11 protein-coding genes and 1 pseudogene are annotated in these 16,079 nt (G+C 38.0%); 5 read left to right on the top strand and 7 right to left on the bottom strand.

The features are described 5' to 3' along the window. The first annotated feature begins 14 nt into the window (after window positions 1–14). Entirely contained in the window at window positions 15–434 is a 420-nt protein-coding gene (locus CFK40_RS15085; RefSeq protein WP_089533236.1) for a tubby C-terminal domain-like protein, read from the top strand. A 219-nt stretch (window positions 435–653) separates the two neighbouring features. Here the strand turns inward: CFK40_RS15085 and CFK40_RS15080 are convergent, their stop codons facing one another. Beyond that, complete coding sequence (locus CFK40_RS15080) at window positions 654–1,916, bottom strand: dicarboxylate/amino acid:cation symporter (RefSeq protein ID WP_227001788.1); 1,263 nt, start codon at window positions 1,914–1,916, stop codon at window positions 654–656. 112 nt (window positions 1,917–2,028) lie between these two features. Beyond that, window positions 2,029–3,294, bottom strand: coding sequence for an Nramp family divalent metal transporter (locus CFK40_RS15075; RefSeq protein ID WP_089533234.1), 1,266 nt, complete (start codon window positions 3,292–3,294; stop codon window positions 2,029–2,031). Window positions 3,295–3,938: 644 nt separating this feature from the next. On the opposite strand from CFK40_RS15075, the pseudogene CFK40_RS21865 reads away from it, so the two are divergent. After that, window positions 3,939–4,091, top strand: a pseudogene (locus CFK40_RS21865) (IS4 family transposase); the annotation flags it as partial. Between the two features lie 349 nt (window positions 4,092–4,440). Further along, window positions 4,441–4,806, top strand: coding sequence for a hypothetical protein (locus CFK40_RS15070; RefSeq protein ID WP_089533233.1), 366 nt, complete (start codon window positions 4,441–4,443; stop codon window positions 4,804–4,806). Between the two features lie 297 nt (window positions 4,807–5,103). Here the strand turns inward: CFK40_RS15070 and CFK40_RS15065 are convergent, their stop codons facing one another. The 5 genes from CFK40_RS15065 to CFK40_RS15045 form a co-directional block, all read right to left on the bottom strand. Beyond that, window positions 5,104–6,105: a LacI family DNA-binding transcriptional regulator gene (locus tag CFK40_RS15065; protein ID WP_089533232.1), complete on the bottom strand. Its 1,002-nt coding sequence runs from the start codon at window positions 6,103–6,105 to the stop codon at window positions 5,104–5,106. 88 nt (window positions 6,106–6,193) lie between these two features. Then, window positions 6,194–6,985 (bottom strand): alpha/beta hydrolase, encoded by a 792-nt coding sequence (locus CFK40_RS15060; RefSeq protein WP_089533231.1) that lies wholly within the window; start codon window positions 6,983–6,985, stop codon window positions 6,194–6,196. Between the two features lie 54 nt (window positions 6,986–7,039). Beyond that, the gene (locus tag CFK40_RS15055; protein ID WP_405196555.1) at window positions 7,040–7,870 is read right to left on the bottom strand and encodes a carbohydrate ABC transporter permease; all 831 of its coding nucleotides are present in this window, start codon (window positions 7,868–7,870) and stop codon (window positions 7,040–7,042) included. 10 nt (window positions 7,871–7,880) lie between these two features. Beyond that, entirely contained in the window at window positions 7,881–8,759 is an 879-nt protein-coding gene (locus CFK40_RS15050) for a carbohydrate ABC transporter permease (protein WP_089533227.1), read from the bottom strand. Between the two features lie 87 nt (window positions 8,760–8,846). After that, the gene (locus CFK40_RS15045) at window positions 8,847–10,070 is read right to left on the bottom strand and encodes a sugar ABC transporter substrate-binding protein (RefSeq protein ID WP_089533224.1); all 1,224 of its coding nucleotides are present in this window, start codon (window positions 10,068–10,070) and stop codon (window positions 8,847–8,849) included. A gap of 454 nt (window positions 10,071–10,524) precedes the next feature. Here CFK40_RS15045 and bglX point away from each other — a divergent pair, with 454 nt between their 5' ends. Continuing rightward, window positions 10,525–12,687: a beta-glucosidase BglX gene (gene bglX, locus CFK40_RS15040; RefSeq protein ID WP_089533222.1), complete on the top strand. Its 2,163-nt coding sequence runs from the start codon at window positions 10,525–10,527 to the stop codon at window positions 12,685–12,687. A gap of 18 nt (window positions 12,688–12,705) precedes the next feature. After that, window positions 12,706–16,029 (top strand): GH36-type glycosyl hydrolase domain-containing protein, encoded by a 3,324-nt coding sequence (locus tag CFK40_RS15035; RefSeq protein ID WP_227001787.1) that lies wholly within the window; start codon window positions 12,706–12,708, stop codon window positions 16,027–16,029. The last annotated feature ends 50 nt before the right edge of the window (window positions 16,030–16,079 follow it).

The following is a 16,079-nucleotide window of genomic DNA, read 5'->3' as shown; positions in this document are numbered from 1 at the left end:
ACGTGAGCACAGAGATGATGTCCTATTATTATGCGACAAGTATAAACGGGAGTACAACTGACCCCCTAGATATATACGAAGGAATAGAAAAGGTTGGATCTATAAGGGGTTATTATAAAAATACTTTAATAAAATATGTCGAAGAATTTCTCAATGATGGCAGGCCTTATTTTTTAAAATATGAACTTACAGATTCTACTGGAAATATTCGGTTACACGCAAAAATGTTAAGTTTCTGGAAGAACGAGATTATCGTGTCTTATGTGGAGAATAACGGAAATAATGTTGAAGTACTTATGAAAAATATGAAAGATGTACGATATGGTCCGAAAAAGATAGATTTCAGATATAAAGGTGAAGACTTTATTATCCTCAAAAAAGAATCGATTAAAGAAACGTTAACCCTGAATCCTTACCCAGCTGAAATGTTTTAGAAGAAAAGTTAATTGCTGATTGGAAGATAAATGTATTTGACAGAAGGGTAGTTGTTCATATATTTGATAATGATTTTATAGAAGACGAGTATTTAATACTTGGATTATTTCACGTATTTTTATATGCTACGAAGGGATGAAGTTATATTTTGAACCGGGTAACTAGATAGAGTGAATAATAGGGACAAGGTTCCTGTCCCCTGTCCCACTTTTCCTTATTTAAGAAACACTTTCCTCTATCGATTCCTGAGTTATAGAATCATGCTTTTTCTCGCTTTTATCAACAACAGCTGCTCCAACGAGATCACCTGTAACATTACAGGTTGTAAAGATCATATCTGTTATAACATTTACTCCCGCTGTAAGTCCCACTATTTCAATAGGAAGTCCTGCCTGGGTGAACACAATGGACATTCCTATTAGCCCAGCCCCTGGTACCCCAGCAGTTCCTACCGCGGCTAATGTTCCTGTCAGTATGATTCCGACAATTGCACCAATCGATAAGTCATACCCAATAATATCTGCAGCGAAGACAACTCCGACCCCAAAGTGTATCCCAGAACCGTTCATATTTACCGTGGCACCAACAGGTAAGGTGAAATTAGCAACTCTATCACTAATACCGGCCTTTTGTGCGCTTTTAATGGTAATCGGTAGTGTTCCTAGACTACTTGATGTAACGAAGGCCGTCATTATAGCCTCACGCGTTTTAATAAAAAATTTTATTACTGGTATTTTAAAGAGCAAGAGTAGTAAGGTAAAAATAATAAACATTTGAATACCAACGCCAATATAAGAAGCAACAACATACTTGGCTAGTGCTTGTAATGTATCAAATCCTTGACCGCCAATCGTTGAAGCAGTGATCCCTAAAACACCAATCGGTGCATATTGCAAAATGCCATTAAGAATTCGAAACGTAACTTCACTTCCGGCATCCATAAATTTTAATAATAGATTACCCGACGCTTTTACATGTGATTCATTAGAAGTTCTCATAAAAGAGATAGAAAATCCAGTAATAACGGCTATAAAAACGATACTTAATATATCTCCATTCGTAAGAGATTCGAAAATATTAGTAGGAATTATGTTTACTAACACATCCAACAGCGAGGGTGCTTCTGGTACTTCAATAGCTGTGCCTTTTGGTAGTTCCAATCCCAGTCCAGGACTGATTAACTTCGCAATTGCAATACCTAAAAATACGGATATTGCGGTTGTGATAATATAATATGGAAAAATTTTACCGCCAATACGTCCTAATTCTTTAGGATTTGCATTATTAACAGATACGATTATCGTAAATAGAATTAATGGGATAACAATCATTTTCAGGAGATTAAGAAATACATCTCCAAAAGGAGCTAACATTTTAGCTGATGGACCAAAAATCAAACCAACCAGTATTCCCAGTAAGAATCCAACTGAGATTTTTAAAATAAACGACTTTTCAAGATACCATTTCCATACTCTATACAATTTTAATCATCCCCCCAAACTTCATATAGTTTAGTCTATGATAGCGCTTTTTTAATTATAATGATTAAATTGGAGGGGATATACGTAAAAAAGTTTATTAAAGTGATTCAGGTTATAAAGAATGATACAGTTCAATAACTGACAGCGTTATAAATAGGGCGACAATTGCGCCTAAAATAACATTATTAATTAGTCCGTTTTTATATTTTGTTGCTACCTTTTTTGAATTTAGCAGTAGCATCAACGTAATCGCAAGAAAAGGCAAAATGGTTGCGCTAAATGCTAGACCGATAAAAATAAGAAGTATAGGATTATCAACAAATAAAAATAACATGGAAGGAAATGTAATCCATAAAAGATAAGCTCGATATGCAGGATCCTTTTCTGTGATAACTTTAGTTGAACTTTCACCTTTATCTTTTAATATCTGAACAAAGTCTGCAAATATATAAGGAAGTCCATTCCAAGCAGATAATAATGATGTGAACGCAGCTGCCCAAAAACCAATGAGGAGTAGCCAAGTAGCCACTGATCCAAACCTTTCACCATAAATGTTAGCCATTGCGATAAGTCCTTCACTGCCCTCTATTTTCAACCCAGCACCATATAAAAATTCATAGGCAACTAGTATAAGTGAAAAACAAAAAATAGCAGTAATAATATAGGCGATAGCGGAATCTAAACGCATAACTGAAATCCACGAACCACCACGCCATCCTTTTTCCCGAATCCAATAACAATAATAAGGTATTGAAGCAGCTCCACCTACACCGCTAATCAGGCCAAGTGTCTGTAAAAAAGACCCTTCCGGCATCCTTGGAACGAATCCGTTGACTAAATCTCCTATACTTGGAAATACGAATAAGGCTGACCCTACTACGGTAACAAACATGACCACAACTAATGCCTGCATGATGCGTTCAAATTTCCCATAACGACCGAACCAACCTACAGTCAACCCGACAATGGCATGAATGATTGCCCACCCCCATATTGGAAGAACCGGAAACATCGCTGACATAAATAATGCACAAGCTGACGTTACTGCCGCACCGTAAATTAATCCGAATAAAACGACGTAAAGTACGTAATAACCAGATACCCAGCGCCCTAATAAGTGCCATCCTTGTAAAATGGTTTGACCCGTGGCCAAATACCAACGTCCTACCCCTTCATTTAAAACATATTTTATAATTGCTCCTAGTAAAACGGCCCATATCAACACCAAGCCAAAATCGGCACCCGCAACAAGTGCCGCAACTAAATCTCCTGCGCCTACACCAGCAGCTGCAACAACGAGTCCAGGTCCAACTAACAATAGTTTATTTTTACCTTTAGCTGATGAAATTTCGAGGTCACTCTCAGCTTTTAAACCCATATGTATTCCTCCTTTTTTTAAGTTTATAGTAATTTTTATATCTTATCATAATATTAAATTTTCTCAAATACCTGTCACTCAAGATAATTTAGAATAGTTTCAAGTGACGATATAGATAAACAGATTAATCGCCATATCAGACGGAATATTAAACTGTTAGACATTTCATCAAAGCAATGAAGATCGAAATGAGATTGAGAAGAAAGGGAGAAGCGTTTCATCAAGGCAATGAAGGTCGAAATGGGGCTGAGAAGTAGGATAAAAGCACATAATCAAAGCGATGAAGATTAAATTGAGCTTGATAAGAGAGTGAAAAAACCTTCATTCAGGTAATGAAAATTGAAATAAGATTGATAAGAAAGAGAAAAGCGCTTCATTCAGACAATGAAGAACGAAATGAGATTGAAAGGCGAAGACAAGCTACCTGTCCCTCCTGTACCGTCGCCCAGTTCGTTTCGAGGTTCTGGGTTTAATTGTTTGCTTTCAATTCTTTGATCCGTACAAATCTTTTCAGTTTATCTAGTTCGAAAAAGAGCTCTATAATACTGTTGGCAATCGGGAAGACAAAGTTCCATTTTATATAGTCCCGCACTCTGTAATTCCTCGATGAGCGTACTGCGCAACCGTATGGCCGTACTCGACTCGACCTTTTGGATAACGTGATTACGTCAATTTCAGAGTCTGCTTTCGTAGATATCCGATCTTTTAAAAAGTCATCGAAATACAAATATCTTAAGGAGCTCTTTGAGGCATCGTTTTTGGGAAATCAGTTGTTTGAAGGGGATAATGCTGCTTAGTTTACTGATAAGGGAAACCAGCATATTTTATAGCTAAAATCCGCTAGATTTTGGGGTGCGAAACTTATGTAACATGATCAAAAAAGCCAGCTACAAAATGAACTTCCTATTACGCATGTTACCGAACTAGACGATGAGCATTCCACAGATGAAACAGGAGGACAGAGAAGTAGAGAAGTTGATCAACGAAGCACAGGATTATTATGAAGTCATATCTGATGAAAGGGGCCGTATCTTTATTAAAAACCGAAGAACCTTTTACAGAAACATAATCATTTATAGGCATATGATCCGGGTGCTAAATAAAAAACAAACATTGATTCGTTAGTTAGAGAAAAACATCAAGGAAATGGATGTAATTCCAGACGATAAATCTCACTTAATAAAAAAATTGGTAAAAGAAATCAACAGCTACAGTGAAAATTTATTACTTGTATATAAGAACAAATCATTCTTAATATGGATCTTCAGAAGGAAACATAGGCATCTATGCAAGTCACCATCGATATGGGATTATGTGAATCAATTTGGAACGGTAAATGTGAAAGCTTTAACGATTGTGGATCAATCACCTTCAGTCTACATATTGCCTGGTGGGAATTCGATTAAAGGTGTTTTGCAGGCTATCCAAAAAGATCAAAATGGGTTCAACAATGAGTTTATCCATGGCATGTTTAAAGAAAATCCAGATCTAAAGAACATGAATGGATATTAGCGGAAATAAATAAGGCGACAGCATCAATAGAAAGCACGATTGTTTTTAATCAGACGGCAGTTGACTATCGACATTCCGTGTCAAATGTTATTATGCCAACGTTAAATTGCTTTGGAACTGTTGGTTTTTTTCAATTGAGGCAGGAGAATATATTCAAAAGCGATTTACAGCTTAAAAATTGGTAGACTTTGAAAATAGTAGTCATTTGTTGTTTTTAGAGGAGACAGAAAATTTTAATCGGTGTTGGATGAGTTCTTTTAGAGGCTGTGAAAACTATAGCTCATGCTAATGCGTGAGCTATAGTTTTATTTCACTTGATTTCACAGATTTTCGTTCTATCAGTTCCGTTGATAACTTATAATGATGGTCAACGTTATCTCCAGCCAGCAATTGAAAAATTAAATGAACAGATAAAGCGCCTGCTTCGTATTTAGGTTGTTTGATTGTTGTCAACGGTGGCGATACATACTCGGCTAATTGAATATCATCAAAGCCGATAATAGAAATGTCGTTTGGAATATTAATTCCGTGATTCTTAAAGGCTTGCAACCCTCCGATAGCCATTTCGTCATTTGCATAAAATATACCCTGAGGCAAATCGCGTTGGGCGATCAATAATTTCGTTGCCCGGTAACCACCTTCCCGCGTAAAGTCACCCGAGAGTTTCCATCTGGGTTGATACGTAATTCCATGATGGTTGAGAGCATTCATATATCCTTGAAATCTTAGTTCATTATCGTACGTATTAGAGGGTCCGCTGACATAGGCGATTTTGTCATGACCATTTTTGATCAAATATTCTGTTGCAAGGTATCCACCGTGAACATTATCGACATCTACATGGTAAACAAATTCATTTTCAAGATCTCGGTCTAGCACTACAAGTGGGAACCCTTTTCTCGCCGATTCCAATGTGATCTCGTCACTAATGTTATGTGCTAAGATAATAGCGCCATCCACACGTTTTTCTCTTAAGAATTTAACGGCAGTTGATTGCGGTCCACCAATTGAACTGCATGCAATTAAATCGTATCCGTTCGATGTTGTTACATCTTGAACTCCTTGAATTAATTCAGAGTAGAAAGGTCCTGATAGGTCACTCAAAATTAATGCAATCGTATTTGTTTTCGTCCTTTTTAAATCAGATGCAAAACCATTTTTCATATAATTTAATGTCTTTGCAGCCGCTTCAACTTTTTTCTTTGTGGCTAAACTAATTTTGTTACTGTTATTTAATGCGTATGATGCTGTGGATACTGCAACCCCAGCAAGCTTTGCTACATCTTTGATTGTTGCCATATTTAATTGCCTCCATGGTTCCCGTACTTTCATTTACTTGTGTACCTCTATAGTACCACAAGAAAAACTTTTAAAAATAAGGTTACAGTTAACTTTTGCTTATAGGTAGCCACTCAAGAACATCTTGTATCCTCTGATCCCAGTATTTCCACGTATGATCTCCTGGACCAAAATTAGTCGTCAAGTTGAAGCCAGTCTGTTCACATTTATGAAAAAAACGCATGTTGTGTTCATACAAAAAATCTTCCGTTCCACATGCTTGATACAGCAGTGGTTTGATTTGAGATGTGTTGTCTAATTGTTCTAATTTCCATAACAAATCATTTGAAGTTTGTGTTATACCATCATTTCCAAAAATAAGGGATAATGATTTATTTTTATCATTTTCCTCTGATTCCTGTCGACTCTTTTCCAAGTGAAAAACCATATCAGTAACACCTGATAAACTGGCGATTGCGGCAAATTGGTCAGGAATATTTAAGCCCCACTTTAGTGCCCCAAAGCCACCCATCGAGTTTCCTGCAACAAAGTTATCCTCTCGCTTATCTGACAGGGGAAATAAACATCTAGAAACAAACGGCAATTCTTCCGTAAGAAACGTCCAATATTTATTTCCGTCTTTCATGTCTGTATAGTAACTATTGTCGAGAGCTGGCATGACTACTGCAATGCCAAAATCCTCAGAATAGCGTTCTAGAGATGTATTTCTGGTCCATTTTGTATGGTTATCACTAAACCCATGTAAAAGAAATAATGTGGGATATTTCTTGCTTTTGCTTTTTTGATCCACGTTTGAAAATGATTTTTGTGGCAAAATCACATTCATGGATACACTTTTTGATAAAACTTCAGAAGAAAAATCACATTGAATAAGCGCCATTGACATACCTCCTATTGTGATTAGAAAGAAATAGGGTCAGCCTTAAAGCTTGCCCTATTTAATACCTGATACATTAAATCCTTCAACAATATATTTCTGGAAAATAAGAAAAATAATCACAATTGGAATAACCATAAATGCTGATCCAGCCATCTGTAGCCCATAGTTGGTCACGTTCTCGTCTTGCAGAAGCGCCAAACCGACGGATAATGTATAAAGTGATTGGTCGTTTGCGATAATCAGTGGCCATAAGAAGCTGTTCCAGGCAGCGATAAAAGTTAAAATAGCCTGCACTGCTAAAATGGGCTTGGAAAGTGGCAAAATCAGTTTAAAAAAAATATAGAACTGCCCAGCACCATCGAGCTTAGCCGCTTCAATCAGGTCATCCGGAATTGTTACCATGAATTGCCTGATTAGAAAAATATTGAATGCAGCAATTAGACCTGGCAGTATAATCCCAGCCATTGTATTTGTTAATTCCATTTCATTTAAGATTAAATAAGTCGGAATCATGGTTACTTGACCTGGGATCATCATGGTTATTAGCACGATGATAAACCATGTTTCTTTAAAACGAAACTGAAATTTACCAAATCCGTAGCCTGCCATTGTATTGAACAATAAGCCAAACATCGAGAAAAAGACAATGATCAATGTATTGACTAAATAAACATCAAAGTTCAGGTTTTGAAAAAGTTCAATGTAATGTTGAAATGTTGGGTCTTGCGGAAACAAAGTTGGCGGAATACTTAATACCTCTTTATCGGTTTTTAACGAACTGAGAATCATCCAAATAAACGGCAACGAGACGAGTATACCACCAACGAACAGCAAAGCAATGACAATTGTTTTCTCGAAATTATTTTTTAACTGCATAGCGGTCACCTCACAAAACTTAGTCTGTTTTTCTAAATTTGAATTGCACGAGCGTTGCGACAATTATAAGAGCAAAAAGTACGAACGATGCTGCTGCACCATATCCGAACTCGCTATATTGGAACCCTTCTTGATAGATAAACAACGCTATGGAATTTGTCCCATTTAATGGGCCACCATCTGTTATTACAAATGGTTCTTCAAAAAATTGTAACCAACCAATTAATGTCGTAACTGTGACAAAAAAGGTTGCAAAACTCATTGAAGGGAGCGTGATTTTTGTTAGCTTTTGAAAGCGGTTTGCTCCGTCGATATCTGCAGCTTCATAGTACATTCTTGGGATCGTTTGTAGTGCCGCCAGGAAGATAAGCATACTAATTCCATTACTTTTCCAGACCGCTATTAAAATCAATGATAGTTTAGCGACTAGTGGATCCTCAAGCCATGGAACGGCATCCACATCAATCAACGACAGCAAATAATTAAATAATCCATATTCCTGGTTATACAAAAACATCCAGACGACTGCAATCGCAACAATATTCGTAATGGATGGTACATAGAAAATAACGCGAAAGGTAGAAGATACCCAATTGCTGAAAAAGTTTAACAACAGCGCTATCACAAATGAGCTTATCACCGCAGATGGAACGCCAATTACGACATAAATGAGTGTATTGAGCATCGCTTGCCTAAAGGTTTCGTCATGGAATAGTTTTATAAAGTTTTCTAGTCCAATAAAATGGATTTGAGACCAATTGGCGAGCCCACTTAAGTTCATATCTGTAAAACTAATAGCGAGCGCCACAAGAATTGGCGCAAAAGAAAAGATAAGCAGTAATATTAAAGCGGGTCCAATAAATAAATACGGCGTTATCGTGGATTTAAATTTGTTCATTTTGATCCTCCCCTCAAGGCTCTGCGAATTAAAGCAAGGTGCAAGCTTAAGAAATGCGTGCACCCTGACCTTGTTATAGCTAAATTGTTATTCTTCTAAAATGCTTGATACTTCTTTACGATAATCTGCTAGCGCCTTATCAATATCAACACCACCACGATTAATTTGTTCTAATGTAGTTAGTAATTCCTGTCCCATTCTTTCAAATTCAGGAATTAACGGAAGTGGTTGAGTCGATTTTAATTGTTCACCGAATGTGCTAACCATTGGATCCTCCGTTAACGCTGGATCTTCCCAAGCACTCATATTTGCGGGAAGTTCACTGTTATGTTTATACCACGCTACTTGTGTTTCTGGGTCAGCCATCCAGTTGATAAATTCAAGTGATTGATCAACTTTCTCCGAATTGTGGAAAACAGAGAAATGAGCTCCCCCAATCATCGATTTGTTGTTTTCAGCTTTAGGCATTAGGTGAACATCCCATTTACCATCAATCTCAGGTGCTCTATCCTTAATCGTTTGAATATCCCAAGGACCGCTGAAAAACATTGGCTTCGATCCATCACTAAATGCTTGGAAAAACTCTTTACCCTCTTCTAACTGTGAAAAATTCTCTTCAAAAAAGAGATGGTGTAATTCAATTGCATCTTTAAATGCGGGATCTTCGAAATTAGCTGCACCTTCACCAATCTTATAATTCCAGCCTTGTTCCCATGCAAGCATAAATGGGAATTGTGGGTCGGTTGTTGGCATATCTAATGCGTATTGATCATCTCCGCGTGCAGTTAGCTTCCTTGAAGCATCTATCATATCTTCCCAAGTTTCTGGACCTTCTGGATAACCAACGTCGGCTAGTATATCAGTTCTATAGAAAAGTAAGCGGGTATCTACGTACCAGGGAATTCCAATAGTTTCGCCGTCATATTGAGTTGTCTCTATAGCACCTTTAAAGAAATTATCAGGGCTAAAGTTTTCGTAGTCGTCGATGTAATCTGTTAAGTCAAGAAAAGTTCCAGCTTCGGCAAACTCAGCTACCCAAGTTGTACCAATTTGCAATACATCTGGACCCTCTCCAGATGCGACAGCTGTTAACAGCTTATCATGGGCATTTTCCCATGGAATAGTCTGTACTTTTACAGTCATGCCACTCTCATTTTCATACTCTTTTACAAATTCCTCTAAAGCTGGTGACATTGTCCATACTTTTATCGTGTCCTTCGATTCGGCTTGTTCGTCATCAGAAGAACAAGCTCCTAAAATAAACAAGATACCAACCATCATTGCAACAAACAATCCTGTTTTTTTCTTCATCTTGCGCTCCACCCCTTATTTTATTTGTTTGTAAAAAATTAAACAGTCCACCCTCTGAATGGTTTTCAGTAAGTGAAAAGGAGAAAAAATGAAACGTTTCACCTATTATTATATGGAATGTTGTATCCGTTTTCAATAGATTTTTTAATTTTTTTATAATTAATAGCTGTTTTGCACATAGAAAAGTCGCATTGACCCCGACATTAAGCGTTTGTATGCCATTAATTAATTTTCTTAATCCCCTAAATACCACCAAATTTGAGTCCGTAAATTATGTATTTTTAATTAAACTCAAGAAAGCAATACATTTATTTTTTTATCTTTTTTATTGAAACGTTTCTATAAATAGATTATATTAGTGAATGAAGCAAATGCAACATTTTCCTTATAAACAAACAGAAATAATTTGATTAAACTTACTACTAAATAATCCTTATTTATTGGAGGGATCAAGATGGACAAAGAACTTCTTAAAAACCTTATAAAGCAGATGACGATCGACGAAAAAATTGCACAACTGATGCAGTTAGCCACCCCTTTTTTCAAAGGCTCCTCACATGAAGGACAGATTACAGGACCAATGGAAAAGTTGGGAATTACTAATTATATGGTTCAAAACACTGGTTCTGTATTAGGAGCTTCAGGAGCAAAAGAAATCAGAAAAATTCAGGAAGAACACTTGAAAGAAAACAGATTAGGTATACCGCTATTATTTATGTCAGATGTCGTACATGGGTATAAAACCATATTTCCGGTCCCATTAGCGATTGGAAGTTCTTGGGACGTGAATTTGGCTAAAAAAAGTGCTGAAATCGCTGCGAGGGAAGCAGCGGTATCTGGTATTCACGTTACCTTTGCTCCAATGGTAGATCTCGTTCGGGATCCACGATGGGGAAGAGTAATGGAATCAACTGGTGAAGATTCCTATTTAAATAGTGAGTTTGCTAGGGCGCAGGTTCAAGGTTTTCAGGGAACTGATTTAACGAATGATCTCGACCGCGTTGCTGCTTGTGTCAAGCATTTCGCAGCATATGGTGCTCCTGAAGGTGGACGTGACTATAACACGGTGAATATGTCTGAACGGCAAATGAGAGAATCCTATTTACCCGCGTATAAAGCTGCACTTGATGCTGGTAGTGAACTGGTGATGACAGCTTTTAATACGGTGGATGGTATCCCTGCTACTGGTAATAAAAAATTAATGCGTGATTTGTTACGTGATGAATGGAACTTTGATGGGGTGGTTATCTCAGATTGGGGCGCTGTAAAAGAACTGATACCACATGGTGTTGCGAAAGATGCGACGGAAGCAGCACGTAAAGCTATCGAAGCTGGTGTAGATATTGAGATGATGACAACTTGCTATGCAAACGGATTAAGAAGTTTAGTTGAAAACAGTGAAATTGAAGAATCTATTCTCGATGAAGCTGTTTTGCGTATTTTACAGCTCAAACAAAAACTTGGCTTGTTTGAAAATCCATATCGTGGAGCAGATGTTAAGCGTGAACAAGAAATCGTGATGTGTGGCCAACATCGGCAAATAGCGCGTGAACTTGCAGCGAAATCTTCTGTGCTGTTGAAAAATGAAGGTATCTTACCACTAAAGAAAAATCAAACTGTCGGGTTAATCGGTCCATTTGCTGAAAGTAACGACATTCTTGGGCAATGGTCATGGCTTGGTGCGAAGGATGATGCGGTAACTGTTCGTCAAGGCTTGCATAAGAAGGTAACTAACACAAAACTAAAAGTCGCAAAAGGTTGTGGCGTTGAAGCGGGCACAGAGGCCGAACTTGAAGAAGCACTTGAAGCTGCAAAGCAATCCGATGTCATTGTGTTAGCACTAGGTGAAGATTCCGAAATGAGTGGGGAAGCAGGGTCACGATCGGTCATTCAGTTACCAGAAGTGCAACTTAAATTAATAGAAAAAATACACGAACTAGACAAACCAATTATTGTTGTTTTGTTTAATGGTCGTCCACTTGATTTACATGGTGTTTTTGATAAATCGAACGCTGTACTTGAAGCTTGGTTTCCTGGGACAGAGGGCGGAAATGCAATTGCCGATTTGTTATATGGGGATGTGAATCCATCCGGAAAACTTGCGATGTCCATTCCATATTCGGTAGGACAAGTGCCAGTTTACTATAATTACTTTAATACTGGTCGCCCAAAAGATGCTCATGATGCACAAATTCGCTACGTTTCGCAATATTTAGATATCCCAAATGAACCTTTGTACCCTTTCGGATTTGGTTTGAGCTATACAACCTTTTCATTGCGCGATATACGGCCATCGTCTAATACGTTAACAGCGGAACAAGGCTTAACGATTTCGATGATTTTAGAAAATACCGGTGATGTTGCCGGAGAGGAAGTTGTTCAGCTTTACGTGCAAGATTTAGTGGGAGAAGTAGTGCGTCCAGTTAAAGAATTAAAGGGGTTCAAAAAAGTGTTTTTACAACCTGGAGAAGCCAAGGAAGTAGTATTTGAACTAGCTGAGGATGCTCTTAGGTATCATCATACAGATCTGCAGTTCAAAAGTGATAAGGGCGAGTTCATTGCTTACATCGGAAATAGTTGTAACAATGTGACCTCATTTCCATTTGAATTAAATTAAATGAAGGAGAATAACGCAATGAACAAATTTTTCAAGCAAGCGGGAAATGTAAATTTCACTTTCCTGAATAGTGGTGATATTTATGAAATCACCCATAAAAACAGCCTCATAAATCAATGGATGTCCAACCCGCTGGATGGGTCGCTAAATAATATTTATTTACGTCTACATCAAGCAAGTGGAATAAAGGTGGTTCCGTTACTTGGTGTTCATTCTACAAGCACCTTGTCTGTTACTGATTCTTACGTGAAATGGCAAGGATCCACAGAAGGAATAGCCTATCAGGTTACGTTCCACCCTACTGAGAAAGGCATATGGTTCTGGGATATTATACTGAATGGAAATGATGTAGAGGTTGACGTTATTTATGGTCAGGACTTGGGGCTTGCTGATAAAGGTGCTGTCAGATCAAACGAAGCATATATGTCCCAATACATGGATCACACTGTTTTTGAAGATGAAAAAAGAGGCTTTGTTGTCTGCACCCGTCAAAACCAGCCACAACAGGAGGGATTTCCTTACATCCAGCAAGGGTCGCTAGGAAAAGCTATTGGTTACTCGACAGATGGTTTTCAATTTTTTGGATTGTCTTATAAAACAACAAACACACCAGAAGTATTAAAAAAGCCAACGCTAGCAAATGAGACTTATCAATATGAGTTTGCTTATACTGCGTTGCAATCAGAGCGAGTGAAGCTAGCAGGCCAGCAACAATTTGTCTTTTATGGACTGTTTAAGGAAAATCATCCTAATGCAACAACTGCTTTGGATTATGAAAATGAGATATATGATGCTTGGCAACAATTAGAAAAGAATGAGGCAATCGAGCATTCTGTAGAAAGGGTTTATCTATCATCAGCGATTGGGAATCCGCTCCAAACTGTGGAAATGACAGAAGAAGAGATTGATGGCTATTTTCCTGATCGGCAGCTGGGGGAACGTGATCAAGCATCATTACTTTCATTCTTTACAAGGACATATGAACACGTCATATTGAAGAAAAAAGAAGAGCTTGTCGAGCGTCCTCATGGTCATATATTAATGAGTGGTCAAAATGAAAACGTACAGGAAGACACATTGTCGACCACTTCCTACATGTATGGGCTTTTTAATTCCCAACTAGTAGTAGGAAACGTTAACATGAATAAGATGATTACAAATGCGCGGAACCCATTAAACATCATGAAGACATCTGGGCAAAGAATTTATGTAGAAATAGATGGCATCTATCATTTGTTGACCATGCCGTCCATGTTTGAATTAGGATTTAATTACGCGCGCTGGTATTACAAAACGGAAAGTGAACTATTTATAATTACAAATTTTACAACTGTTGATTCACCAGAAGTTCAACTGGACGTGCGATCTACAAGTGGAAAGGCTTATGCATATCTTATTTCTAATCAAGTTACTATGAACAACAATGAATATGAAGTTCCCTTTCGCATGAAGAATGAAGGAAATATAGTTTCCATTTCTGCAGATTCAGCGTCCAATAGTGGAAATACTTATCCTGATTTAACCTATCGACTCCAGGTTACCGGTACAGAAATGACTGTAGAGGACGAACGAAGGTTTGCTTCCAATATCGAATCAGGTGCAGCCTCACTTATTGTATTAAGTTTAGATTCTACGTCAGAATGGACAATGATAATCCAGGGACTACTATATAATGAGGTCAAGCCTCTTGTGAAGCGAGACGTGGAGCATGAGGTAGAGCGTTATCGTGACTACTATCGTAATGTTACCGGGGGGTTCCGTCTTACCCAGCAGGAAGGTACCTCGGAAGACCTGGAAAAAGTAAACGCAATCACATGGTGGTATACGCATAATATGCTTGTTCATTTCTCTTCTCCACATGGTCTTGAACAATATGGTGGAGCAGCTTGGGGGACGCGTGATGTAAGTCAAGGACCGACCGAATACTTTATGGCAACACAAAATTATCGATCTGTCCGCGAGATTATTAAGACGATTTTTTCACATCAATATAAAGAGACTGGAAGCTGGCCGCAATGGTTTATGTTTGATAAATTTACGCACGTTCAGCAAACTGAAAGTCACGGGGATATTATTGTATGGCCCTTAAAGGTCATCGCTGAGTATATCGAAGCCACTAACGACTACGCTATTTTACAAGAAAGGGTTCCATATACGGATCAGAACAATTTTGCCTTTACAGCGGAAACAGTAACAATTCTAGAACATGCGAAAAAAGAAGTCGCTTATATAAAAGAACATTTTTTACATGACACATTTTTATCGTCTTATGATGATGGTGACTGGGATGATACACTACAACCGGCAAATGAACAGTTAAAAAAATACATGGTGAGTAGCTGGACGGTAGCATTAACGTATCAAGTGCTTCGTAAGTTGGCCACTGTTTTAACGGATGTGGACGAAAAGGAAGCGGCTGCACTTCACGATCTGGCCTCGGGCATTAAACAAGATTTTAATACTTATATTTTGCAGTCGGACGTTATCCCTGGATTTATTTATATGAAAGATCTGAATGATGTGGAGCTAATGTTACACCCGAGTGATACAAAGACAGGTATCGATTATCGATTATTACCTATGCAGGAAAGTATGATTAGCGAGCTTTTTACTCCAGAACAAGCTGAACATCATTATCGACTAATAAAAAAACACTTAACTTTTCCAGATGGTGTCCGATTAATGAATAGACCAGCAAATTATGCCGGTGGGGTAAGTACGCATTTTAAACGAGCGGAACAGGCAACAAACTTTGGCCGTGAAATAGGCTTGCAATATGTTCATGCCCACATTCGATACGTGGAAGCAATGGCCAAGCTGGGAAAAACGGATGAAGTGTGGAATGGTTTGTCTGTCATTAACCCAATTAGTATTCAAAACGTCGTGCCAAATGCAGAAATACGGCAGAGTAATACGTATTTCAGCAGTTCAGATGGTAAATTCAACACTCGATATGAAGCAGAAGAGCATTTTGATAAACTGCGTACCGGGGCTGTCCCTGTAAAAGGTGGTTGGCGCATCTATTCTAGTGGTCCGGGAATTTACATGAACCAGTTGATTTCAAATGCGTTAGGAATTCGCACCCATGCAGGAAATCTCGTGATCGATCCAGTTCTTCCAGAAAAAATGGATGGATTAAGATTTGATTTTACATTTATGGAGCACCCAGTAACCTTTATTTACCACTTAAATCAAGCGACTAAACAAGTGGTTGTGAATGGTAATGTGGTCGAAACTGAATCGGTAGCAAACCCTTACCGCAATGGAGGATTTATAGTAGAGCGTGATGAATTGAAAAAACAATTAACGACTGTGAAAAATACGGTTGAAGTGTATTTATAAAGGCTATAAATTAGAGTCTGTGAAGGAGCACAACCTATGCGGCTTAGTAG

The sequence above is a fragment of the Virgibacillus necropolis genome (assembly GCF_002224365.1).
In the GTDB taxonomy this organism is placed as follows: domain Bacteria; phylum Bacillota; class Bacilli; order Bacillales; family Amphibacillaceae; genus Virgibacillus_F; species Virgibacillus_F necropolis.
The sequence above is the reverse complement of the archived record's forward strand: the minus strand, read 5'-3'. Positions and strand labels throughout refer to the sequence as shown.